Raw genomic sequence first — 22,953 nt, 5'->3', positions numbered from 1 at the left:
GGCCACCCATGAACGACCTCAGCGACCAGGCCGTGCACTTCGGCCCCTACCGCATCCACCCGCGCCAGCGCCTGGTGCTGGAGGCGGGTCGCCCATTGCGCCTGGGGCGGCGTGCGGTGGATATCCTGCTGATCCTGCTGGAACAGGCCGGCAATGTGGTGAGCAAGCAGGAGCTGATCGCCCGCGTCTGGCCCAGGAGCGTGGTGGAAGACGGCAACCTGCGGGTGCATATGGCGGCGTTGCGCAAGGCATTGGGCGATGGCCAGGCCGGGCAGCGCTATATCGTGACCGTGGCCCAGCGCGGCTACAGTTTTGTTGCGCCACTGAGCATCGAGCCGATGACCCTGCCAACCGAAGGTGCCGCCCAACGTCCGTGCCACAATTTGCCGCTGCGCCGTACCCGCATGCTCGGCCGCCAGGCCCTGATCGACAGCCTGGTACAGCAACTGCCCGAGCAACGCTTTATCACCCTGACCGGCGCCGGCGGCATCGGCAAGACCACGGTGGCCCTGCGGGTGGCGGAATTGCTGATCGGGCACTACCGCGACGGCATCCGCTTGCTGGACCTGGCGCCACTCAGCGCGCCGTCGATGATCCTGCCCAACCTCGCCGCCCTGCTCGACCTCACCCACGCCGAGCACGAAGCCCTGCCCACGTTTGCGCGGCGCTTGCAGGAGCATCAGTTGCTGCTGGTGATCGACAATTGCGAACACGTGCTCGACGACATCGCCCTGATCAGCGAAACCCTGCTGCGCCACGCGCCCCGCTTGCACATCCTGGCCACCAGCCGCGAGGCCTTGCGCGCCGAAGGCGAATACGTGCAGCGCCTGGAGCCCCTGGCCTGCCCGCCCGCCACCGGCAACCGCGCCCAGGCGCTGGGCTACCCGGCCCTGCAATTGTTGATCGAGCGGGCCATGTCCCATCAGGACAGCTTTGAACTGAGCGAAGCCGAGCTGCCATTGGCGATTGATATCTGTCAGCGCCTGGACGGTATCCCCCTGGCAATCGAGTTGGTGGCGGCGCAGATCGAACGTTTCGGCCTGCCCGGACTGCTGGTGCAGATGGAAGACAACTTCCGCCTGCTCACCCGAGGTCGGCGCAGTGCCCTGCCCCGCCATCAGACCCTGCGCGCCACCCTGGACTGGAGCTTTGCGCTGCTGACCGCCTGCGAACAGGTCTGCCTGCGTCGCCTGGCGGTATTTCGCGGCGGGTTCAGCCTGGCCAGTGCAGCGGCGGTGATTGCCGGGGAACAGATTGCACCGCACGAGGTGCTGCATTCGATCACTCAGCTGGTCGCCAAGTCCTTGCTCAATGTGGAAGCCGGCGATGACGAGATGGTCTACCGTCTGCTGGACATCACCCGTACCTATGCCCTGGAAAAACTCAGCGTCGCCCAAGAACTCGACGCCACCCGCCAGCACCACGCCGAGCGCTGCCTGGCGCTGATGAACCAGGCGCAGGACGATTGGGAGCTGGTCGCCACCCAGACCTGGATCGACCGCTATGCGCCGCTGCGCGAAGACATCCGCGCCGCCCTCGACTGGGGCCTGGGCGACCAGGGTGCGCACCTGCTGGGCATTCGCCTGACGGTGAGTGCAATGCCGTTGTGGCAGGAGCTGTCGCTGCTGCGCGAACACGGCTTGTACGTGGGCAAGGCCCTGGCACGACTCGGGCAATCGAATGCGCCGAGCCAGCGCTTGAACATGGCCTTGCAGCTGGCGCTGGGCAGTTTTTCCTATCACACCCAGGGCGGCACGCCGCAGACCATTGAAGCGTTCTGTTGCGCACGGCGCCTGGCGGAAGCCGGCAAGGATCTGGCCGGCCAGCTGCGTGCGGTGTCGGGGCACATGGCGGTGAACCTGTGCTGCGGCAACTACCGCGAGGCCTTGGCGCAGAGCCTGCATTTCGACCAACTTGGCCCCCAGGCCGAGCCGTTGCTGGCCCTCAGTGCCCAGCGCCTGCGGGTGTTGGCGCAGCACTTCGCCGGTCACCAGGCCCTCGCGCAGCACAATGCCGAACAAGTGATCCAGCGCATGGCCCAGAGCGGCCATCTCAACCGCTTTACCCATGGTTTTGGCGTGCAGTACGACCAGAGCGTCGCCTCCCTGACCATCCTCGCACGCATCCTGTGGCTGCGCGGTTATCCGGAGCGCGCGTGGCGTACGGCGAGCCAGGCGCTGGCGCTGGCCTTGCAGATCAACCATGGCACGTCGATCTGCTACACCCTGGCCCTGGGCGGGGTGGTCATCGCCCGCTACAACGGCGACAGCGGCATGGCCCACGAGCACCAGGATCAACTGCTGCAGCAGGCGCAAAAGCACTCGGTGCAGTTGTTTCACACCTGGGCGCGTTGCTATGAGGGCACGCTGCCCATCGCCGATGTGCAGGGGCTGGGCCTGGTCGAGGATATCCTGGTGACCTTCAATGCAATCGAGGTCAGTGACGCGGCCTTCGAGCGCGCCAGCAGTGGCGCGGCCGGTTGGTGCACCCCGGAAATCCTGCGGGTGCGTGCCGAAAGCCTGGGCGATAGCCGTGCGGCAGAAGCCCTGCTGCTGGAAGCCCTGGGCCTGGCGCACCAGCAAGGCGCGCTGGCCTGGGAATTACGCTGTGCAACCTCGTTGGCAAGCCTGTGGCAGACACAAGGCCGCGTCCAGGCGGCGCGCGACTTGCTGAGTTCGATCTACGCCCGCTTCACCGAAGGCTTTGCCACCCAGGACCTAGTCCGCGTACGCAGCCTGCTCGACGAGTTGCAGGACAAACGGCCGGCCTGAAAACGGCCCCAGGTAATGCCCATAGCCCTGCTGCAAACGCGCCACCTGCAACGGGTCGCGCAGTTGCGCCAGGGCGTAGCTGCGCACGCAATTGAGCAGGCGATAACGCGGGTCTCCCGGCCCGGGCTCAACCGTCAGCAACGACGTGCCAACCAGGCGCCCCAGCAGGTAGGACAGGTCGGCGTGTTCCAGCTCGGTACCGGCGACCAGTTCACTCAAGGTGGGCAAGGTCACGGCCATCTTGAACAACCCCAATTGCAGGAATAGCCAGCGCTCCGGCAGGCTCAGGCGCTGATAGGTCCAGTCCAGGGCCGCCGTCAGGGACTGGTGGCGTTCCACCGCGGTGCGCCGGCCTCGGGTCAGCACCTGCAAGCCTGCGCGCAACTGCTGCTGTAAACCGCGCACGCCCAGGGCATCCACTTGGGCGGCGGCCAATTCCAAGGCCAGCGGGATACCGTCCAGTCGCCGACAGATATCCCGCAGCGGCGCCAGGTCATGCAGGCGCAGCGCAAACCCTTGCTGGCCGGCACGCACCCGCGCAACGAATAATTGCACCGCCGGGTAAGCCATCGCCTGTTCGACACTGCCCTGGGCAGTCGGCCCCGGGATCGCCAGCCTGGGCACGCGCTGTACCCATTCACCGGGGACTTGCAGGGTTTCACGGCTGGTGACCAAGACGCTGACTTTGGGCGCTGTTTCGCGCAGCGCCCGCACCAGATGCCGGCAGGCGCCGAGCAGCAGGTCGGCACCGTCGAGCACCAGCAACAGGTGGCGCGAGGCCAATTGACGGCACAGGTCGCTGGCGTGGGTGCAGGGCTCCAGGTGCAGCACGGCGGCCAAGTGGCGCAACATGGTGATCGGCGCCTCGACGGTAGCGAGGTCAACCCACCACACGCCGTCCCGGTAGCGCGGCAACACGCGCTCGGCCAATGCCAGGGCCAGGGTGCTCTTGCCGACACCGGCGCATCCTGTAAGCGTCATCAGGTGTTGCCCGGACAGACGCCGGACCAGCACGCCCAACACCTCGTCACGGCCGATCACTGCACTGAGCCGCATCGCCAGGTTGTGCCGTGGCAGCGAGGCCGGCAGCGCACCGTGTACGGGGGCCGCGAAACAGTAACCACGCAGAGGGTCATTCAGAATGAACTGTTGCCCATCGAGCACGCGGCGCAGTGCGGCGATGTGCACCCTCAGGTTGTTTTCTTCCACCACACTGTTCGGCCAGACCCGCTCGATCAGGCTGGCTTTACTGATGAACTGCCCAGGCGCTTCGAGCAGCGCCGTGAGGATATCCAGCGCACGCCCGCCCACAGGCACCGGCCAACCCGACTTGCTGACCAGCCGCTGCTGCCGGTGAAACACATAGGCGCCGAAGCGTACCGTGCCATCAGCGTCAATCGCCTGAGGATTGTTCATGTGTGTAATAGCGCTGAAACACCCGGCCTTGGGCGTTCGCGCATCCTTTTCCGTGGGCTCGACGCTATCTTGCCAGTTGGCGATGACAGGACAATGCTGGCACAGGGAGCGATACGGACATTCGGGTGCGCGAGACGGACATTCTGTCGTTAACTGAACTGTTGTCGGTATTGGGTCGGGTTGAGGCCCAGTTTTTCACTGAACAGAAAGCGCATATGCCGCACGCTGCCGAAGCCTGCGTGAAAAGCCACGGTCTTGAGCGGCAGGTCGGTGGTCTCCAGCAACTGCCGGGCGCGGTCGATGCGCGCACCTTGCAGGAAGACCATGGGCGTCATCTGCACTTCCTTGGCGAACAGCCGCGCAAAATGGCGGGCGCTCATGCCGGCCAACTCAGCCATGGACTCGATGGTGAACGGTTGGTCCAGATGCGCCAGCACATGGTTCTGCACCCGGGTAATCGTGGTCTCCTGCGGTGCCACCGCCGCCGTCATCGGGCTGAACTGGGCCTGGCCGCCCTGGCGCTTCATCACCACCAGCAACACTTTGGCCACGTCCACGGCGACTTGCTTGCCATGGTCCTGGGCCACCACCGACAACGCCAGGTCGATGCCGGCGGTGACGCCGCCCGAGGTGATCAAGCGTCCGTCCTGCAGGTAGATGCGATCCGTTTCGACCCTCGCCTTGGGGAACGCCTTGATCAGTCGCTCGGTGTAATGCCAGTGCGTGGTCACGCGGTGACCGTCCAGCAGCCCGGCATGCCCCAGCACAAAGGCCCCGGTGCAGATCGAGCCGAAGCGCCGCGCCCGTGGGGCCGCGTCCCTCAGCCAAGGCAACAGCGCCGGGTGACATTCGTTGTAGGCACCGGGGCCGCCGGGCACCAGCAGCAGGTCGTAGGCATCCTGGGCCTGGTCCAGCAGCAGGTCGGCCTGTACCGCTACGCCATTGGAAGCCCGCAACGGACCGGGCTCCGTGCCGAGGGTGAGGATCTGGTAATGCGCCGCCGCCGGCAGGTAGCGGTTGGCAATGGAAAACACCTCGAGCGGCCCGGCCATATCGAGCAGGAGAAAGTCCGGGAACAGCGCCATGGCCACGGTTTTCATAGCAGGTAAGGTCCATCGGGAAGGAATACGGCGGGCATTATGACACGCTCGAAACTGTCAACCTGAATGAGACAGTTATTCAGTTTTCATCTTCTTAATGAATATTCCAGTAACCATTAATCTTCTTCTCAACGCAAGAGCCCTGCATGCCGCAGCCCGCTCTCACTTGAGGACAAGACCATGCTGACCCTTCGCAAAGCTTCCGAACGCGGTGCCGCCAATCACGGTTGGTTGAAGTCGTTCCACACTTTCTCGTTCGCCAACTACTGGAACCCTCAGGAACAGGGGTTTTCCGATCTGCTGGTGATCAACGATGACCGTGTCGCCGCCGGCAAAGGTTTCGGCCAGCACCCGCACCGCGACATGGAGATCTTCTCTTATGTGCTCGAAGGCGCCCTGGAACACAAGGACACCCTGGGCACCGGCTCGGTGATCCGCCCCGGCGATGTGCAACTGATGAGCGCCGGCAGCGGCGTGGCCCACAGCGAGTTCAACCACAGCCAGACCCGTGGCGTGCACTTCCTGCAAATCTGGATCGTGCCTGCCGTGGCCGGTGCCGAACCGCGCTACCAGCAGGAACACTTCAGCGAGGCACAGAAACGTGGGCGCCTGCAGTTGATCATCTCGCCGGACGGTGCCGAAGGCTCCCTCAGCGTGCGCCAGGACGCACGGGTGTATGCCGGGCTGTTCAACGGCGACGAGAGCGCAGCCCTGGACCTGCCGCCTGATCGCCATGTGTACATCCATGTGGCCCGGGGCAGCGTTGAAATCAACGGCCAGCGCTTGCAGGAAGGCGACGGCGCCCGGGTGCGGGATGAGCGGCAGATCCGTGTGGGCCACGGTGAGGACGCCGAGGTGCTGGTGTTCGACCTGCGCCCGCAGGAACTGCCGCAGATGCCATGACCGGCCCTGCGATGGCTCGCAAAACCGAGCCATCGCTGACGTCGATAGTCACCATCAGCCCAATGAAGTTCTCTTAAAAAATGCAACGCGTAACATCAAACCCATACCCGGCAACACTTAAATCAAAACACTCGGAGCACACACTCATGAAACGCCAAATCTTGCTTAGCCTCGCTTTCTCGGTACTCGCTGCCAATGCTTTTGCCCACCCGGTTGTGGCTGAAGGCGGTTCGGATCGCCTGATCGAAAGCCGCGTCGCCGAGGGTGGTTCGGACCGCCTGCAAGGCAACCGTGTTGCCGAAGGTGGTTCGGACCGCCTGCTGGAACGCCGTGTCGCTGAGGGTGGTGCCGACCGCCTGCAAGGTAACCGGGTAGCCGAAGGTGGCGCCGACCGTCTGCAGGAACGTGGCCTCGCTGAAGGCGGTGCTGACCGCTTGCAGGAACGTGGTCTGGCCGAAGGCGGTGCTGATCGCCTGCAGGGCAACAACGCATAATCCCGCGCTGTTTGCGGGAACCCCAAACCGGCCTGATCAGCCGGTTTTTTTTCGCCTGTGATTCATGCAGGTCACGATCGATCCTCAGCAACGCCTTGCCGATCTGTTGCCGCGCCCCTGAGTCAAACCGGCCGGACCAGGAACTTCTTGCGATACGCCGCCGGCAACACACCTACCCGTTGCAGGAACAGGCGGCGGAATGAATTGCTGTCTTCATAGCCCACCGCATAGGTGATGCTTTCCAAGGTCATACGGGTCGACTCCAGCATTTGCTTGGCCCGTTCCAGACGCAGGGTCTGCAGGTAGGCAATAGGCGTGAAGCCAGTGGCCTCCTTGAAGCGCCGCTTGAAATTGCGCACGCCAAAACTGAATTGCCGGGCCACCTCGTCAATCACCACGGGTTCGGCAAAGTGTTGTTCCAGCCAGTGCTGTACCCGCAGGATCTCAGCGTCGCCATGGCTTTTGGGCAGTGACCACATGGCATACACCGATTGTTCGCTGCGCACGTTATCGATCAGCAGGTATCGGCCACAGGTATGGGCCAGTTCCGGTGAGCCGAAACGGCGGATCAGGTGCAGCATCAAGTCCATCGCTGCACTCGCCCCGCCGCTGGTGATCACCCGGTTCTCCTCGCAGAGCAGCTGCGCGTCGTCCAGGCTCACGTCGGTGTAGCGTCGCCGGAACAACTCGGCAAACGCCCAGTGGGTCGTGGCGCGCAGGCCCTGGAGCACGCCGGATTCAGCCAATAGAAAAGCTGCGGTGCACATCGAAGCCAATACCGCACCACGTGCGTGCTGTTCGCGCAGCCAGGGCGCGTAGGCGGGAAAAGTCGGCAGGGCTTCCTTCAGCGTGAACAGAAAGCCCGGGATCAACACCAGGTCAGTCTGCACGATCTGCGCAAGCGCGTGATCAACCTGCAGGCGTTGACCACCCCAGGCCTCCACGGCGTGACCGTCCAGGGAAGCCACTGCGACCTCAAAGGGTGGTTGGTCGGCAAACAGGTTGGCGGCGCTGAGCATCTCCAAGGCCGTGGTGGCACTGGCGGCAGAGCAGCGATCAGCCAGAAGCAAGGTGATATGCATGATAAAAACCCGATTGCGTTTTTCGCATGTAATAAGTCATTTGTGCATCTACCTTAGCGGATTCCACGTCCCTACAGTGCTGCCTTTGATCAACTGTCAGGTACTTTGGATGAATCTGTGGTTTCGCTTGCTCTTCATGCTGTCCCGGCGCCCCTGGCGCAAACCTGTGCATGGCCTGGACACCACGGTGGTGCGCATGCGCGTCTGGCCGCTTGACCTGGACATCAACCGACACGTCACCAATGGCCGGTACTTTTCCCTGGCGGATGTTGCCCGGATGGATTTCGTATTGCGCACCGGGGCCTTTCGCGTGGCATTGCGCAACAAGGCGCTGCCGATCGTCGGTGATACCTGGGGCAAATTCCGTCGCGAGCTGAAGCTGTTCGAAGTGTTTGAGGTACACACGCGCATGCTCGGCTGGGACCACAAGTGGAGCCTGATGGAGCACCGCTTCGTGAGCAACAGCCGGGTGGTCGGCGTGGTGGTGATGCGCGGGCTGTTCCGGTCGGCCAAGGGCACCCTGCCGCCGGGCGACTTTGTGAAGGCGTTGGGCCTGGAAGAGACGTCGCCACCGATGCCGCAATGGCTCAGTGACTGGGCGAAAAACTGCGATGACATGAGTGTGCAATTGCGGGGGGAGGAGCAGATTTGAATGCAGGCGCGTGGCGCGCGCCTCTGCCTTCCCTCCTTAGCGATGCAAGGGTTTCCCCGATTCAGCAAAAAAACCGTTTGGGCTAAAATACTTATCGCACATTAAGAGTTTGCACTAGCATATGTGTACGCCCGTGCAAAACCCCTCGCAATAACCGCGCACTACCCCATTCCTTTTTGAAAACAAAGTGGCGAATGTTAAAATTTGTCACGTTTTACCGTATTCAATTCGATTAGTATCTAAACGCTAGCAGCGATTGAACTGACGGCCTTGCATGCCGGAAAAGGGAGTAGGTGATGCATTTTTCCAACGTCCTCGCTATTGCACGGACTCCATCTAAATCGGAGGATTTTCGGGAGCTTATAGTTCGCACTGTAGCGGATGATTTGAAAGTCGATACACGTTACTACGAACAACTCGTTGACACCCAGGAAAGCCACGCAAGCTACCGCGCTATCATCATAGAGATCGACACCCCTGCGGCGAGCAATCAAACCCTGGACATAATAAGAAAAACCCGAAACAGCCACCCCAACTGCACCATATTTGTCGTCGTCACATTCGCCTCCAGTTTGAGTAAGACCAAATACTATCTGGCTGGCGCGGATTACTGCATCAAAGTGGCAGAGGGGTCCCCTGAAAAAAAGTTAAGCCTGTTTGATGCTTTTCTCAGTGAGGGTGAACGACTGAATCGTTGTGGCCTGGTGCTCGATCAGGATCGCATGTGCCTTTATGGTAACGGCAAGAAACTTGAAATTTCCTTCATCGAAATGAAAGTTCTGGACGCGCTTATACAGCGCCGACTGCTCAGTCACAATGAAATCGCCGAAGTCATGGGCCTTAATACCAAGTACTACGACTCCCGCGCCCTGGAAAAGTCCATCAGCCGACTGCGTAGCAAAATCAAGGCGCACTACGGTGACAACATTATTCAGAATATCCGTGGTTATGGGTACAAACTAAGCCGGGGAGTTATATGTGCCAGCCATTTTCAAACCGCCAAGGAAAGACCCCATCGTGAATAGCGAAAAGGTAGCCCCTGCCAATGCTGTGGACTTCAGGCTTGCCAGGCAAGCCATCGTTGATCGCAGCCATGCACTTTGGGGCAGCGAAGTCAGTGTCGGCTCACTGCAGGATCACCAAGTACCCGACAGCGCCTACCACAAGGCGCTGCAACGTATCAGCGCAGCACACAAAGCCTCCAACTCCGTTGTCAGCCGCAAGTTCCTGCGGATCGATCAAGCCGCCTTGATGAACGAAGATCTCCACAAGAGCATTGTTCAGACCGCCCAGTCACTGGAAAAACGCAGACAGCCCTTTACGCTCAGTATTACCAATCCTCTGGATGCCCTGCCCGGCCCTGTCGAGCGCCGCGCGATGGTGCGTCAGTTGTATAAGTTAAAAGACCAGTGCGCTATCACCCTGGCCTACAACAATTACAGACTCGATACAAAACCGGCAGACTTGCTGATCGACCTCAAGCTTTACGACTACGTGAAAATGCCTTTTCCGGACTCCGCCCTGCGGCTGAGCCTGAATACGCGTTCCGGTCTGTTCGATCGGCTGTACGACCGCATGCTAGAGCTGATCAGTGCAACCGGGATGTGCTTCATCGCCGACACCGTGGAATTTGCCGACAGTGCCATGCTGGCTAAAAATCTTCCGTTCGAATACTTTCAGGGCGGTTACTACTCCCCTGCCGATTGTTTATAAAAACCGCACTTTCATACTAACGGTGGACACGATGAGCTCCCTCAAGAAACACACCTTCACCCCCACACTTGCGGCCATCGCACTGCGAGACTTTACACCCAATGCCGAATTATTTAATTACGACTTGAATACACTCGCGCCAACAGAAACAGACCCTAGAATCCGTGCAAACAATCCTCGACACTGCAACTCCGACGACAACCGGCGCCTGACAACCTATGTCATTACCCACACACTTGGCTTACCCTCACACTCTTTTAACGCTGTGCGACAAGAATCCAGACTCCCCATGCCAACGGATCACGACAGCACGCCTAATAGCCCCACTCGGCCTACGGAGATACCTCCTGAGCGAACTCAACTTTATCCTCAGGATTTCTGGCTACTGACACAACATGACCGCACTCTGGTCAAAGGCGGCTTACGTATTTCACTGACAACCATTGAATCGGCGTTGATTAAAAAGATGCTGCACCATGAAGAGCGTGTGGTCAGCAAAGAGGAGCTGATCCGTAATATCGGACGCGAACCTGATCTATATCGCGGGTTGGAAATGTGCCTGAGCCGGCTGCAAGAAAAGTTCAAGCGTGCCAACGATGGCGAACGCTTGTTTCGCGCGGTGAGAAACCGTGGTTATTGCCTTACACAAAAAATCAAGAAACCACTGGAACTCACACAGTCACGCCGTTAAAACCAAAAAAAAAAAAAACAAGAACGGATACTTTGATACCCACCCTGCCTATTAATACACATTTTTTTACCTGCCCATTTATAACACCCTCACACTAAGACGCCGCTGACCTTGTTATAAGTCGTCAGCCAATGCCTCCTGCCGTTCATTACTATCCGTGGGTACGCGACTGCGCGTGCCTATCTTTTAGTGCGGGTATTCCACCGCGTGATTAGACCCTGCCACCACCTGCGTGGTCACCACCGGGAGCAGAACTATGCTGAATAACACTAGAATGCATCGCAACCTGACCCCCAAGGGGTTGACGTTCTGGGGTCAGTGGATGCTTGCCTCGGGTTTGGTCGTTGCACTGTTATTTATGTTGGTCGTGTTCAAGACCGGCCAACTTGAGTACAACTACCGTGTGCTCGCGGCGTTTACCATACTGGCTTCATTACCGGCGTACAGCCTGTGTGATGTCTACAGCAAGAAAGATGACTATGGCGTGGGCTTGGGACGACTGTTCATGGGCTGGTTACTCACCGCTTTAATAGTGTTCGCGGTGGGTATCGCCTGCAATGCCACCTCATTGTTTCCATTGGACATCTTGTTGCTCTGGGCGGCGGTTAGTTACCCTCTGCTGGCCCTGTGTTATATCCCGCTGCACAGCCTGTCCCGGTATTACCATCGCCAACTTCACCAACGGCATAAATCACTGATAGTGGGCACCGGCAAGCTTGCCGTTGACCTGGCGAACACCCTGTCTCGCCAAAAGCGCTCACCGTTGGTGGGGCTCGTCGGCAGCCATGCCGAGGCCGCGCCGGATGCACAGGCGCAGATCCTTGGCGAGCTGCCGCAATTGCCGCAACTGATCCGCCAGCATGGCATTCGCCGCCTGTACATCACCCACTCGTTGCAGGACGCCACCCACATCGAGGCGTTGTACCTCAACCTGCTGGAGATCAGCGTGGATGTGATCTGGGTGCCCGACCTCAACAACATGCTACTGCTCAACCATTGCGTCGCCGAAGTGGATGGGCTGCCAGCGATCTTCCTCAATGAAAGCCCGCTGACCAGCCGCCCCACCGCCGCCCTGAGCAAAGCGTTGCTGGACAAGAGCATCGCGCTGCTGGCCATCCTGGTGCTGAGCCCGGTGCTCCTGGCGTTTGCCCTGCTGATCAAGCTCACCTCCCCCGGCCCGGTGATCTTCAAACAGGACCGCCACGGCTGGAATGGCCAGGTGATCAAGGTGTGGAAGTTCCGCTCGATGCGCGTGCATGACGACCACGAGGTACGCCAGGCCAGCCGCAACGATTCGCGCATCACGCCGGTCGGCCGGTTTATCCGCCGCACCTCTATCGATGAATTGCCGCAATTGTTCAACGTGCTGCAAGGCCATATGGCCCTGGTCGGTCCACGCCCCCACGCCATCGCACACAACGACTATTACTCGGGCAAGATTCACGCGTACATGGCGCGCCATCGCATCAAGCCCGGCATCACCGGGCTGGCGCAGATCAATGGGTGCCGGGGTGAGACCGAGACACTGGAGAAGATGCAAAAACGCGTGGACATCGACCTGCGCTACATCAACACCTGGTCGTTGTGGCTGGATATCAAGATCCTGCTGAAGACACCGTTTACGCTGCTGTCCAAGGACATCTACTAACCCCCAATCCTGTAGGAGCGAGCTTGCTCGCGAAGAACTCATAGGCGCCGCGTTTATCCAGCTATCACGCGTTATCGTTGAGTTTCTTCGCGAGCAAGCTCGCTCCTACAGGCCTTACTCAGTGATCTTGTCGATGTTCTTGTAGAACAATGCACTGTCGCGCCCATCGGTCATCGAGTGCAGTGAATACGCGCGATTCAGGCGCGCGCCGCCATCGCGGGTCAGCGGTGCCCACACCAGGTTGGCGCGGCGCATCGTCGACAGGCTCATCAACTCATCAAACGGAATGGACAGGTAGAGGCCCTTGTCGAAGCTGCCTTCGCCAAACTCTTGCTTGGACACGTTGGTGCGAGTGATCCACGCACCAATCCGCACGCCATTGTTGAACTCCCGCGAAAGATCCAGCGTTGCACCCCAGTCCCGAGCCAGGTAGCGGCCGACACTCAAGGCCCCCTGCAGGTTGAATGGCAGGTCGGTATACCCGGTGATATGCCCGGTCACCGTGCGATAGTCGCGCAGGCTGAAATCCTGCTCGAAACCGCGCTGACGCACATAGTTCACATCGGCCCCCACCGCCCAGCCCTGGCCCATCGGCCGGTACAGCACTTCACTGCCCACACCGGCATACATCGATTCCAGCAAACCACCGTAGACCATGCCGTACAGGTCCTGGTCCAGGCGCTGCGCATGGTTTAGCTGAAAGGTCGGCAGGGTCACGTCGGCACTGGTCATGTACTTGCGCAGGTCGGTGCGTACCCGCGGCAAGCCCGTGGGCGCGTCGTAGGTGAACCCATCGTAGTTGTTCAGCAGGTTGACGCTGAGCAAACCACTCCACCAGGTGTTGCGGGTGAAGCGGTACTCGGCATCGAGGTCGGCGGAAACCTGGTAGAGCAGACCATCCGGCCCACCGACGTTCTGCTTGTAGCCCAGGCCCAGCCCATAGCTGAGGGGCTTGGGCGTTTGGGTGTAGAGCACGGTCTGCGTACGCTCGCTGGCACGATTGACCTCGACCTGGCGGTGCAGGTCCTGCAGGGCTTCGCGCTGGTTGACCACCTCGCGAAAGGTCTTGCGCGGCACGCTGGTTTCCTCGATCGGCATGGCATAGCGTTCGCTGACCAGGGTGAACCAGTCGATCTGGTCATTCACACTGTTGTCCAGGATACGACTGGCGCGCCCCACCGCCTTGGCGCTGTAGAAATAGCGCTGCTGTTCGCCATACACCAGCAACTCCGGACCACGCTGGGTAATGCGTTGCACATTGTAGCCGGCGTTATCGTGCAGGCGCTGGGACACGGCGGCCCAATCCACCTGGTCCGGCGGTGTGGTCGGTGCCTTCGCCGGCAACGGAGGAGCCGGTGGGTCATAGGTCTTGGCGGGTGCCTTGCGGCTGACAAAATTGGTGTGCTGGGTAATGCCGAACATCGCGGTATTGCCCCGCTCCCATGCGGCGCTCACGTCGACCGCATCGGCGAGCTTGTAGACCAGGCCCAGGTTGACCGGTGAAGCCTGGCGAAAGCTGTTGCTGCGTGGTTCATTTTTGTAGTCGTTGCCTTCCACTTCAAGCTTGAGGCTCAACGGCGCCCAGGGCGTCTGGTAGGCAATACCGCCAAACAGCGCGGGCCGGCCACGGAAATAGCCGTTGGAAAAACTGCCGGATCCTTCAGCGCTGGGACGTTCGTTGAAACGATCGTCCAGCACGCCCAGCGGGTTGCCAAAATCACCACGGCTGCCCAGGTAGCCCCAGGCGATGCCGGCACTGAAATCCACATCGCCATACCGCTTGTTGGCCACCAGGTACTCACTGGAAAACAACCCGGTGCCACCCAGGTCCATGAACCCCAGCGCCACTTCCGGCAGCCAGTGGGTTTCCTGGTTCAAGCGCACCTTGGCGTCGACGGCCTTGTCCTTGTAACTCTGGCCGCCGCTGAATGACTCAGCGCCATAGGGCCGGTTGGTGATCGCGGTGTAGCGGAACGTGCCTTCCAGCCAGTCCAGTGGTTGCGCAGAAAAACTGTAGCGGCTGTAGGGCTCGGTGCGGTTGGCGTTCACGCTGAGTTCGCCGGCGGGCGCCATGCGGGCGGTAGGCGTCTGCAGCAGCCCTACGCCGCCGAAATCGCTTTGGGTGTAACGGGGATCACCATGCACGACGCCACAAGGCACCAGCAGCACGGCCGCAATACATAATTTCAAGGCGTGACCTCGGCCAGGGGTTGGGTGGCGAGAAACTCGGCCAGTTGCTGATTCAGGTCAGGGGTGGGCGCGCTCAGGTCGTCACTGCGGATCGGCACCAGCAGCGTGGCGCCGGGCGCTGGGGGGGCGCCCTCTTCGCGGTTCCAGGACGCAATGCCCAGGCGCGAGACCTTCCCGTCAGGCTGGATCACCCACAAATAATCAGCATCCGCCTCCACCAGTGGCGGGCATGCAGTGAGGTAATCGCGGGCTGCCCGCAGCGGCTCGAACGCCAGGCTGCACGCCGCAGCGACAGCCCCCACCACCCGCACCTGCGTGGGCCGTGGCGGGTACACCAGGCGATCGCCATCGCTGAGCGGCAGGTTCGGCGCAAAGCCGACTTCCACCGCCACCGGGTCCAGCACCGCCACCTGGCGGCCAGTGACCGGCAAGGCCTGCACCTGCTGATACAAGCGTTCGGCAACACGGGCCCGGCCTTCGCGTGCGTCAGCCCGCGCGGCCTGGTGCAGGGTTTGCAAATCAAACAGCACACCGGCCTTGAGCCGCGCCTGGCGTTCCAGCAAGGGTTGATGCAACCAGGCTGCACCCAGCCAATAACCCTGGGCATCCGGTTGCGACGGAATGATCGCGTCGAGCAAACGTGCATCGGGTGGCAGCGCAATAGGCCCTGGGGTGCGCACCTGGCCGCTGACGGTCACGGCGGCGTGGCTCGTACTGACGCAACTCCAGGACAGCAGCAGCGCCGTGAGTATTCGACCGATCATCGGGCGTCCTTGCGAGTGGGTTGCAGCTGGGTGATGGTCAGGGTCAGGTCGGGCGTGAGGTGCTGTTCGCTCTGCACGATAAAGCCGTCGACGGGGTCGACCCAGTAACGGTTGCGCGCCTGAAAACCGCTGGCCTCGACGTCTTCGTCCACCCGCAACAAGGCGTAGGGCGTGCCGAGGATCTCGACCGTTTCGATGCCCTTGCGGGTCATACGGCTGGTGAGCGTGATGCCCATGCGATAGCCGTCCACCCCATCGATCTGCCGCGTGCTGCGGTAGCCATCCGGCACACGGTGCAAGCCTTGCTGGAACGGCGACTGGCCCTGCCAGTGCGTGCCATTGAGGTCCACGCCCAGGCCGACCGTGCGCACCACCAGGCCGTCACGCACCAACAGCACCTGCTTGCCGGAAGCCACCCAGAACTGCAGGTCGCCACGCTGGCGAATCAGCGCCATCACCCCTTCGCTGGACACCGTGGTGACCTTGATCTGGGCAAACGGCACTGCGTCCACCTGGGCCTGGGTCAGCTCCAGCGGCGCCGGCCCAGCCACGGCCGCCTTGAAGGTATCGAGGGAGGCGGTCATCAGCGGATTGCAGCCCGCCAACAGCCACGCCAACCCCATGTAAGCAGCGAATTTATGAGTGTTCACGCAGGTTCCACCCTATCGGCTGCTGGCTTCGCTCAGGTTGTTCTGGGTGGACGCGCCGATGCCGACGATCGTGGCGGAAGGGATCAACTGGCTGATGAAGCGGTTCCAGCGCGTGATATTCGCTGGGCCGACAAACACCACGTCCTGGGGCTGCACATCAAAGCGCGTGGCCAGGGCCATGGCCGAAGGGGACGCAGCTTCCAGCTGGAACACCTTGGCCGGCTCGTTGGCGATATTCTGCGCGCCGCGAATCACATAGATCGCGTCCGCGTTGGAGGTGTTCTGATTGACCCCACCCACCGAGCCGAGCACGTCGGAGAGGTTCATGCTGCGGGTCTTGAAGGTCAGGGCACGGGGCTGCATGACTTCGCCCATCACATAGATGCGCTTGCGGTCGTTGTAGGCCAGGTACAACTGGTCGCCGTCCTTGAGGTAGATGTCGTTCAGGCGCGACTGCGCCAGGTTGAGCGTGTCGAGGTCCAGGGTGTAGCGCTTGCCGCCCCGGCTGAGCGTGAGGTTGGACAGGTCGGCATTGAGCGGGTCGATCCCGGCGGCGCCCATGGCTTCCATCACGTTCAACGGGATGGTGGTGATCGGCACCGGCCCGGCCTTGGCCACCGCGCCGGTGATCACCACGCGCTGGCTGGCGAAGCGCAGTACGCTGACGTCCACCTGGGGGCTGTCGATGTATTGGCGCAGCTTGTCGGTGATCTCACTGCGCAGCGCTTCAATGGATCGACCCTTGGCAACCAACTCACCCACGTAGGGGTAGAACAGGTTGCCCTCGGGGCTGACCAAGCGGCCGTTGGCGTCGATCTGTTGTTGCGGGCCGGACGGTGCCGTGAGTTCAGGGTGATCCCACACGGTGATATACAACGCGTCATTGGCGCCGATCAAATACGGGCCCGGTTTATAACTCAATAGTTCCGCGGGAATGGAATAAAGCACTTGGCTGGCCGCGTCCATGGCAAGTAACTTTGGTGTGATCGGAATCAAATCCACCCGGCTGTTTTGCGCGCCGCCACTTTCAGTCAACGCCGCCGTGTCCATGTATTGGCCCGGTGCGAACATGCAGCCCTGTAACAATGCGGCGGCCACGGCCGCCACAGAAAAAATACGCATCATAGTGCTCGGACACTCGCGATAAACGACAAGAAAAAAAGACTACTCGGGTGGGGAATCCAAGCAGTCTGAAAAGCGGAAGGTGGTGGATCAGTTGCCGGTGCCGGTGGTTCCGGTCGTACCCGTGGTCCCGGTGGTGGTGCCGCCGTTGGAACTGCCGCCGCTGTTGGACGCAGCCGCCACGCCGGCAACAATGGCGCTGGCGACCAGCAGGGTTTCCCCGACTGTCACCGAACCCGCGACCTTGGTACTGAGCCCCAACGGCAACTCGTCGGCCAACACCGTCGTACTCATGACACTGAGCACAATAACCGCCAGTGCTTTTCTCATAACAGACTCCTTATCGTCAGTGAGTAGCCGGGCCGATAGTGCCATCCAACTAAACAGCGCACCAGACGGGTAACTTCCAGGCGCATTAGTTGAAAATAACGTTTTACCGGCAAAGTGCCCGGCCCTCACTGCATTGCCGATGGTTGAAGTTATTCGGAACGTTATTAATTGTCGGAAACTTCAGGCCCTGCCGTACTTGTCTTCAAACCGGATAATGTCGTCTTCGCCCAGATAAGACCCCGACTGCACTTCGATCAACTCCAAAGGAATCACCCCCGGATTCTCCAGCGCATGCACTTGGCCGATGGGGATATAGGTCGACTGGTTTTCCGCGACCAGGTAGGTCTGCTCGCCATTGGTGACCCGGGCCGTGCCGCTGACCACGATCCAGTGTTCGGCGCGGTGGTGATGCATCTGCACCGACAATTTGGCTCCCGGCTTCACGGTGATGCGCTTGACCTGATACCGCGCGCCACTGTCCACCGAGTCATACATGCCCCACGGCCGATACACCTCTCGGTGGTTGAGGTGCTCGTGCCGCCCGGCTTGCTTGAGCTGATCAACGATCCCCTTGACCTGCTGCACCTGGTCCTTGTGGGCCACCAGCACGGCGTCCTTGGTCTCGACGATGATCAAGTCGTGCACCCCGACGGTGGCGACCAGGCGGCTGTCGGCGTGCACATAGCTATCGCGGGTATCGAGCAGCAACCCATCACCGCGCAGCACATTGCCGCCGGCGTCTTTTGCACTGGCCTCCCACAGCGCCGACCACGAGCCGATGTCGCTCCAGCCGGCGTGCAACGGCACCATCACCGCGTCATCGGTTTTTTCCATCACGGCGTAGTCGATGGAGTCGTCCGGACATGTGGCGAAGGTTGCCGCATGCACGCGGGTGAACGGCAGGTCCTGGCTACCGCCCTCCAGCGCCACGCGGCAGGCTTCGAGCATGGCCGGCTGGAAGCGTTCGAGTTCTGCCAGGTAGCGGCTGGCGCGGAACATGAACATGCCGCTGTTCCAGGCGTAATCACCGCTCGCCACATACTGCGCGGCCGTGGCAGCGTCCGGCTTCTCGACAAAGCGCCTTACCCGGTACCCGCCCTCGCCCACCGCCGCACCCTGCTCGATGTAGCCGTAGCCGGTATGCGCGCAGGTCGGGGTGATGCCGAAGGTCACCAGCTTGCCAGCCCTGGCCAGGGGTAACGCCACTTCGAGGCTGGCATGGAACGCGGGCACATCTTCGATCAAATGGTCGGCGGCCAGCACCAGCAGGATCGGGTCCTGGCCCTCGGCAACCGCCTTGCACGCCGCCAGCGCGATGGCCGGCGCGGTGTTGCGCCCCACCGGCTCCAGCAGGATGCTCGCCTGCTCCATGCCGAGCTGGCGCAACTGCTCGGCCACCAGGAAACGATGCTGCTCGTTACAGATCAACTGCGGCAAGGCGACGTTGGCGCCCTCCAGGCGCTGGATGGTCTGCTGCAGCATCGACAGGTGCGCATCGGTCAGGCGCAGGAACTGCTTGGGGTTCAGTTGCCGCGACAGCGGCCACAGGCGCGACCCCGAACCGCCTGCCATGATCACGGGTAACAACATAAATGCATCCTCGAGGCAGAGCGTCAGAAATAGGCGCGGCTGTTTTCATGCACGCGCGGGCTGAAACGCAGTTCATCCTGTGGCCACCAACGGTACTGCTGATGCTGCTCGGTGGGCAGCAAGAGAGTCTGCCCATCGTCCAGGTCCAGGCAATAGCCGAGCACCACATAGTGGGTGTCCGGCCCGCTGCCGGCGTTGGCGAACACGCTGTCATCGTAGAAATGCTCGTACACGCCCAGCAGACATGCATTGGCGCGTTCAAACGTGCGTCCCAGCTCCTCGCCGGTGATGCGCCGGAACGCGCTGTCGAGGCTTTCGTTCTTGCGGATACGCCCACCGGGCACGAACCAGAAACCAAAGGCTGGCCGGTTGACGCGCAAACCGAGCAAGACTTCGCCACGACTGTTTCTCACCACCAGGTCAATCGCCACCAACGGCGTCGAAGCCACGACCGTTTGGAAGGTCGGTAAATCAAGCCACATACCCATCAAACCTGTGCCAGAAAACGTTGCAGAATGCGTTCCTTGTCGAGGAACTCCTTGGCGTAATTCAACGCCACCTCATTACGCGTCGGCATTGCCAGTGCCCGCTCGATACCCGTGCTCAGTGCCGTGACCGATTCCGGCTCGATCAACACCGCAATGCCCTGATGTTCCTCGCACAGGCGGCCGAGGGTGGTGTCGGGGTCGGCGGTGATGATTGCGTTGCCGCCCACGGCCAGAATATTGGTGAGCTTGGACGGCAACACCGCATCTGCCACGCCGCGTTTCTGGATCACCAGGTGCACGTCGGCCGAGGCCAGCAGCGCCGGCAAGTCCTCGTAGGCCTGCAACGGCGCGAACAGCACATTGCGCAGCCCGTCACGCTGAACACGTTCGAGCAGACGCGCCTTGCCGGCGCCCTGGCCGACGATCAGGAACACCCACTCCGTGCGCTGGGCATGGGCTTGGGCAGCATCGAGGATCAGCTCCAGGCCTTGCTTCTCGCCGAGGTTGCCGGAGTACAACAACACCTTGGTTCCCGGCGGCACGCCCAGGCGTTGCAGCAACGCGCGGTCGCGCGGCACATCGCGAAAGCGTGCGGTCTCCGACCAGTTCGGAAAGAACATCAGCCGCTGGCTGTACACGCCCTTGCCCCGCGCCTTGTCGAGCATGCCGCTGGAAATCGTCGAGACCCGATCGAAGCGCCGCAGCAGCCAGCGCTCCACACCCAACGCCAGGCGCCGCAACAGCGAACCGCCGCCAATGCCCAGGCCGAGCATCGCATCCACTTCATAGTCCTGGACATGCAACACCGACCGCGCGCCAGTGAGCTTGGCCAACAGCAACGCCTGGGGCGCACAGAACAGCGTGGGCACCACCAGGATCACCAAGTCCGGCTTCCAGCGCAGTTGCCCCAGCACCGCCACACACGAGCTGGCGGAAAAACTCATCAGGTGCAGCAGGCGCGTCATCGCCGTGGGCTGGCGCGGGACGTACAGCGGACAACGGATCACCGTCACGCCGGCATCCAGCTCGGTGCGAAAACGCCACGGCGAATAGCCCTCGCCCACCTGCCACTGCGGGTAATACGGCGGCGCCGTGACCACGCGGACCTGATGACCTTGCGCTGCCAGCCAGCGCGCCTGTTCACCGCTGTACTTGCCGATACCGGTCAGCTCCGGGCTGTAATTGATGCCGTACAAAAGCACTTTCATCACTGGCCCCGAGGCTGTTCGAGCGCCGCGAGATAGGCGTTGTAGGCGTCACGCAAGCCCTCCTCCAGCGGCACGTAGGCTTCCCAGCCAAGGGCGTTGATGCGGCTGACATCGAGCAACTTGCGCGGCGCGCCGTCGGGTTTGTCGGTGTCGAAACGCAGGCGACCCTGGAAGCCGGTGACCCGCGCCAGCGCCTCGGCCAGCTCGGCGATGGTGCAATCCACCCCGGTGCCGACGTTCAGGTGCGAGCGCATCGGCTGGGTCTGTTCGCGGTAGCGTGCCGCATCGAGTTCCATCACATGCACGCTGGCCGCCGCCATGTCGTCCACGTGCAAGAATTCCCGTCGCGGTCGGCCGCTGCCCCAGATCACCACCTCGTCATCGCCGCGCTGGGTCGCTTCGTGGAAGCGCCGTAACAAGGCGGCGATCACATGGCTGTTTTGCGGATGGTAGTTATCGCCCGGCCCATACAGATTGGTCGGCATCACACTGCGGTAATCGCGGCCGTGCTGGCGGTTGTAGCTTTCGCACAGCTTGATCCCGGCGATCTTGGCCACGGCGTAGGGCTCGTTGGTGGGCTCCAGTGCACCGTCCAGCAACACCGCTTCGATCATCGGTTGCGGCGCATGCACCGGGTAGATGCATGACGAGCCGAGGAACAACAGTTGCTGCACGCCATGGCTGTGGGCAGCGTGGATCACATTGGCCTGGATCATCAGGTTCTGGTAGATGAAGTCGGCCGGGTATGTGGCGTTGGCATGAATCCCACCCACCTTGGCGGCCGCCAGGTACACCTGGTCGATACGGTGCCTGGCGAAGTATGCCTGCACGGCCGCCGGGTCGAGCAGGTCCAGTTCATCGCGGCCCGCCGTGAGTATCTGCGTGTAGCCCAACGCCCACAGGCGCCGCACGATGGCCGAACCGACCATGCCGCGATGGCCGGCGACAAAAATCCGCGCATCAAGATCACGTGCCATGTTCAGTTCTCCACCGCAATCGGTGCGTCATGCCCGTGCAGGCGCAACAAGGCGTGGCGCTGGGCGATCTTGAGGTCTTCGCGGACCATCTCCGCACACATCGCCTGCGCACTGATTTCAGGCCCCCAACCGAGCACACGCTTGGCCTTTGACGGGTCGCCCAGCAGCGTCTCCACCTCGGCCGGGCGGAAGTAACGCGGGTCCACCCGGACAATCACATCGCCCACCAGAATGCCCGGCGCCAGGTCGCCGTCGATGTGCTCGACCACCGCCACCTCCTCCACGCCTTCACCCACAAAGCGCAGGCGTAGCCCAAGCTCCGCCGCCGACCAGCGAATGAAGTCACGCACCGAATACTGCACACCCGTGGCGATCACGAAATCTTGCGGGCTGTCCTGCTGCAACATCATCCACTGCATGCGCACATAGTCCTTGGCATGCCCCCAGTCGCGCAGGGCATCCATGTTGCCCATGTACAGGCACGGCTCCAGGCCCAGCGCGATGTTGGTCAGGGCGCGGGTGATCTTGCGCGTCACGAAGGTTTCCCCACGGCGAGGCGACTCGTGGTTGAACAGGATGCCGTTGCAGGCATACAGGCCGTAGGCTTCGCGGAAGTTCACGGTGATCCAGTAGGCGTACAACTTGGCTACTGCATAGGGCGAGCGCGGGTAGAACGGTGTGGTTTCCTTCTGCGGGGTTTCCTGCACCAAGCCATACAACTCGGAGGTCGAGGCCTGGTAGAAACGGGTCTTCTTTTCCAGGCCCAACAGGCGGATCGCTTCAAGGATGCGCAAGGCGCCCAGGGCGTCCACATCGGCGGTGTATTCCGGTGAATCGAAGCTCACCGCCACATGGGATTGCGCGCCGAGGTTGTAGATTTCGTCGGGCTGGATCTGCTGGATGATGCGCGTCAGGTTCGACGAGTCCGCCAGGTCGCCATAGTGCAGGATCAGGTTTTTATGCAGGGCCTGCGGGTCCTGGTAAATATGATCGATGCGCTGGGTATTGAACGACGACGAACGTCGTTTGAGGCCGTGCACCGTATAGCCTTTTTCCAGCAGCAGTTCCGCCAGGTACGAGCCATCCTGGCCGGTAATACCGGTGATAAGCGCAACTTTGTTCATGTCTGTCTCCCGATTGATAGGCGAGCGAAGGCCGACACCC

At 61.5% G+C, this 22,953-nt stretch carries 21 protein-coding genes; 8 read left to right on the top strand and 13 right to left on the bottom strand.

All coding sequences use genetic code 11. The features are described 5' to 3' along the window. Positions 1–8: 8 nt before the first annotated feature. Positions 9–2,771 (top strand): ATP-binding protein, encoded by a 2,763-nt coding sequence (locus tag BLR69_RS03560; protein WP_071495222.1) that lies wholly within the window; start codon positions 9–11, stop codon positions 2,769–2,771. Here BLR69_RS03560 and BLR69_RS03555 read toward each other — a convergent pair. Next, a complete protein-coding gene (locus tag BLR69_RS03555) occupies positions 2,718–4,187 on the bottom strand; it encodes a winged helix-turn-helix domain-containing protein (protein ID WP_071495223.1) in 1,470 nt (489 codons plus the stop codon). The genes BLR69_RS03560 and BLR69_RS03555 overlap by 54 nt on opposite strands. A 149-nt stretch (positions 4,188–4,336) precedes the next feature. Further along, positions 4,337–5,287: a GlxA family transcriptional regulator gene (locus BLR69_RS03550; protein WP_071495224.1), complete on the bottom strand. Its 951-nt coding sequence runs from the start codon at positions 5,285–5,287 to the stop codon at positions 4,337–4,339. Positions 5,288–5,467: 180 nt separating this feature from the next. On the opposite strand from BLR69_RS03550, the gene BLR69_RS03545 reads away from it, so the two are divergent. Together BLR69_RS03545 and BLR69_RS03540 are read left to right on the top strand one after the other, a co-directional pair. Beyond that, the gene (locus BLR69_RS03545; protein WP_071495225.1) at positions 5,468–6,190 is read left to right on the top strand and encodes a pirin family protein; all 723 of its coding nucleotides are present in this window, start codon (positions 5,468–5,470) and stop codon (positions 6,188–6,190) included. Between the two features lie 146 nt (positions 6,191–6,336). Continuing rightward, positions 6,337–6,684, top strand: a complete 348-nt coding sequence (locus BLR69_RS03540; RefSeq protein ID WP_071495226.1) for a hypothetical protein — start codon at positions 6,337–6,339, stop codon at positions 6,682–6,684. 122 nt (positions 6,685–6,806) lie between these two features. Here BLR69_RS03540 and BLR69_RS03535 read toward each other — a convergent pair whose 3' ends face one another. Next, positions 6,807–7,766, bottom strand: a complete 960-nt coding sequence (locus BLR69_RS03535; RefSeq protein ID WP_071495227.1) for a GlxA family transcriptional regulator — start codon at positions 7,764–7,766, stop codon at positions 6,807–6,809. Between the two features lie 109 nt (positions 7,767–7,875). Between BLR69_RS03535 and BLR69_RS03530 the strand changes: the two genes are divergently transcribed. From BLR69_RS03530 to BLR69_RS03510, 5 genes are all read left to right on the top strand, one after another. Continuing rightward, entirely contained in the window at positions 7,876–8,418 is a 543-nt protein-coding gene (locus BLR69_RS03530; protein ID WP_071495228.1) for an acyl-CoA thioesterase, read from the top strand. Between the two features lie 296 nt (positions 8,419–8,714). Continuing rightward, entirely contained in the window at positions 8,715–9,443 is a 729-nt protein-coding gene (locus BLR69_RS03525; RefSeq protein ID WP_071495229.1) for a winged helix-turn-helix domain-containing protein, read from the top strand. Beyond that, positions 9,436–10,131, top strand: coding sequence for a YuxH family protein (locus BLR69_RS03520; protein WP_071495230.1), 696 nt, complete (start codon positions 9,436–9,438; stop codon positions 10,129–10,131). The genes BLR69_RS03525 and BLR69_RS03520 overlap by 8 nt, the downstream gene beginning before the upstream one ends. Positions 10,132–10,162: 31 nt before the next feature. After that, positions 10,163–10,822 carry a winged helix-turn-helix domain-containing protein gene (locus tag BLR69_RS03515; protein WP_071495231.1) on the top strand — a complete coding sequence of 220 codons (660 nt, stop codon included), beginning with the start codon at positions 10,163–10,165 and terminating at the stop codon, positions 10,820–10,822. Positions 10,823–11,078: 256 nt separating this feature from the next. Next, entirely contained in the window at positions 11,079–12,470 is a 1,392-nt protein-coding gene (locus tag BLR69_RS03510; protein WP_071495232.1) for an undecaprenyl-phosphate glucose phosphotransferase, read from the top strand. 114 nt (positions 12,471–12,584) lie between these two features. Here the strand turns inward: BLR69_RS03510 and BLR69_RS03505 are convergent, their stop codons facing one another. The 10 genes from BLR69_RS03505 to gmd form a co-directional block, all read right to left on the bottom strand. Next, positions 12,585–14,660 carry a YjbH domain-containing protein gene (locus tag BLR69_RS03505; protein WP_071495233.1) on the bottom strand — a complete coding sequence of 692 codons (2,076 nt, stop codon included), beginning with the start codon at positions 14,658–14,660 and terminating at the stop codon, positions 12,585–12,587. Beyond that, a complete protein-coding gene (locus tag BLR69_RS03500) occupies positions 14,657–15,424 on the bottom strand; it encodes a capsule biosynthesis GfcC family protein (RefSeq protein ID WP_071495234.1) in 768 nt (255 codons plus the stop codon). The genes BLR69_RS03505 and BLR69_RS03500 overlap by 4 nt, the downstream gene beginning before the upstream one ends. Next, positions 15,421–16,074 (bottom strand): YjbF family lipoprotein, encoded by a 654-nt coding sequence (locus BLR69_RS03495; protein WP_371858642.1) that lies wholly within the window; start codon positions 16,072–16,074, stop codon positions 15,421–15,423. The genes BLR69_RS03500 and BLR69_RS03495 overlap by 4 nt, the downstream gene beginning before the upstream one ends. A gap of 12 nt (positions 16,075–16,086) precedes the next feature. Next, positions 16,087–17,199 (bottom strand): polysaccharide biosynthesis/export family protein, encoded by a 1,113-nt coding sequence (locus BLR69_RS03490; protein WP_071495236.1) that lies wholly within the window; start codon positions 17,197–17,199, stop codon positions 16,087–16,089. An 87-nt stretch (positions 17,200–17,286) separates the two neighbouring features. Beyond that, positions 17,287–17,526, bottom strand: coding sequence for a hypothetical protein (locus BLR69_RS03485; protein WP_058425523.1), 240 nt, complete (start codon positions 17,524–17,526; stop codon positions 17,287–17,289). Positions 17,527–17,706: 180 nt separating this feature from the next. Then, positions 17,707–19,116, bottom strand: coding sequence for a mannose-1-phosphate guanylyltransferase/mannose-6-phosphate isomerase (locus BLR69_RS03480; RefSeq protein WP_071495237.1), 1,410 nt, complete (start codon positions 19,114–19,116; stop codon positions 17,707–17,709). A gap of 23 nt (positions 19,117–19,139) precedes the next feature. After that, positions 19,140–19,598 carry a GDP-mannose mannosyl hydrolase gene (locus tag BLR69_RS03475; protein WP_071495340.1) on the bottom strand — a complete coding sequence of 153 codons (459 nt, stop codon included), beginning with the start codon at positions 19,596–19,598 and terminating at the stop codon, positions 19,140–19,142. A 5-nt stretch (positions 19,599–19,603) separates the two neighbouring features. After that, positions 19,604–20,812 (bottom strand): glycosyltransferase WbuB, encoded by a 1,209-nt coding sequence (locus BLR69_RS03470; RefSeq protein WP_071495238.1) that lies wholly within the window; start codon positions 20,810–20,812, stop codon positions 19,604–19,606. Next, positions 20,812–21,789 (bottom strand): GDP-L-fucose synthase, encoded by a 978-nt coding sequence (fcl, locus tag BLR69_RS03465; RefSeq protein WP_071495239.1) that lies wholly within the window; start codon positions 21,787–21,789, stop codon positions 20,812–20,814. The genes BLR69_RS03470 and fcl overlap by 1 nt, the downstream gene beginning before the upstream one ends. 2 nt (positions 21,790–21,791) lie before the next feature. After that, positions 21,792–22,913, bottom strand: coding sequence for a GDP-mannose 4,6-dehydratase (gene gmd / locus BLR69_RS03460; protein ID WP_071495240.1), 1,122 nt, complete (start codon positions 22,911–22,913; stop codon positions 21,792–21,794). Positions 22,914–22,953 lie beyond the last annotated feature (40 nt).

The sequence above is a fragment of the Pseudomonas azotoformans genome (assembly GCF_900103345.1).
Lineage (GTDB): Bacteria > Pseudomonadota > Gammaproteobacteria > Pseudomonadales > Pseudomonadaceae > Aquipseudomonas > Aquipseudomonas azotoformans.
This window is presented reverse-complemented; position numbering and strand designations above follow the sequence as displayed.

Bases quoted from the DNA above. Each gene is read 5' to 3' on its own strand.
- gmd (WP_071495240.1), bottom strand. From the start codon at position 22,913: ATGAACAAAGTTGCGCTTATCACCGGTATTACCGGCCAGGATGGCTCG.
- BLR69_RS03500 (WP_071495234.1), bottom strand. From the start codon at position 15,424: ATGATCGGTCGAATACTCACGGCGCTGCTGCTGTCCTGGAGTTGCGTC.
- BLR69_RS03485 (WP_058425523.1), bottom strand. From the start codon at position 17,526: ATGAGAAAAGCACTGGCGGTTATTGTGCTCAGTGTCATGAGTACGACG.
- BLR69_RS03550 (WP_071495224.1), bottom strand. From the start codon at position 5,287: ATGAAAACCGTGGCCATGGCGCTGTTCCCGGACTTTCTCCTGCTCGAT.
- BLR69_RS03480 (WP_071495237.1), bottom strand. From the start codon at position 19,116: ATGTTGTTACCCGTGATCATGGCAGGCGGTTCGGGGTCGCGCCTGTGG.
- BLR69_RS03540 (WP_071495226.1), top strand. From the start codon at position 6,337: ATGAAACGCCAAATCTTGCTTAGCCTCGCTTTCTCGGTACTCGCTGCC.
- BLR69_RS03475 (WP_071495340.1), bottom strand. From the start codon at position 19,598: ATGTGGCTTGATTTACCGACCTTCCAAACGGTCGTGGCTTCGACGCCG.
- BLR69_RS03510 (WP_071495232.1), top strand. From the start codon at position 11,079: ATGCTGAATAACACTAGAATGCATCGCAACCTGACCCCCAAGGGGTTG.
- fcl (WP_071495239.1), bottom strand. From the start codon at position 21,789: ATGGCACGTGATCTTGATGCGCGGATTTTTGTCGCCGGCCATCGCGGC.
- BLR69_RS03555 (WP_071495223.1), bottom strand. From the start codon at position 4,187: ATGAACAATCCTCAGGCGATTGACGCTGATGGCACGGTACGCTTCGGC.
- BLR69_RS03535 (WP_071495227.1), bottom strand. From the start codon at position 7,766: ATGCATATCACCTTGCTTCTGGCTGATCGCTGCTCTGCCGCCAGTGCC.
- BLR69_RS03525 (WP_071495229.1), top strand. From the start codon at position 8,715: ATGCATTTTTCCAACGTCCTCGCTATTGCACGGACTCCATCTAAATCG.
- BLR69_RS03470 (WP_071495238.1), bottom strand. From the start codon at position 20,812: ATGAAAGTGCTTTTGTACGGCATCAATTACAGCCCGGAGCTGACCGGT.
- BLR69_RS03545 (WP_071495225.1), top strand. From the start codon at position 5,468: ATGCTGACCCTTCGCAAAGCTTCCGAACGCGGTGCCGCCAATCACGGT.
- BLR69_RS03530 (WP_071495228.1), top strand. From the start codon at position 7,876: ATGAATCTGTGGTTTCGCTTGCTCTTCATGCTGTCCCGGCGCCCCTGG.
- BLR69_RS03560 (WP_071495222.1), top strand. From the start codon at position 9: ATGAACGACCTCAGCGACCAGGCCGTGCACTTCGGCCCCTACCGCATC.
- BLR69_RS03490 (WP_071495236.1), bottom strand. From the start codon at position 17,199: ATGATGCGTATTTTTTCTGTGGCGGCCGTGGCCGCCGCATTGTTACAG.
- BLR69_RS03515 (WP_071495231.1), top strand. From the start codon at position 10,163: ATGAGCTCCCTCAAGAAACACACCTTCACCCCCACACTTGCGGCCATC.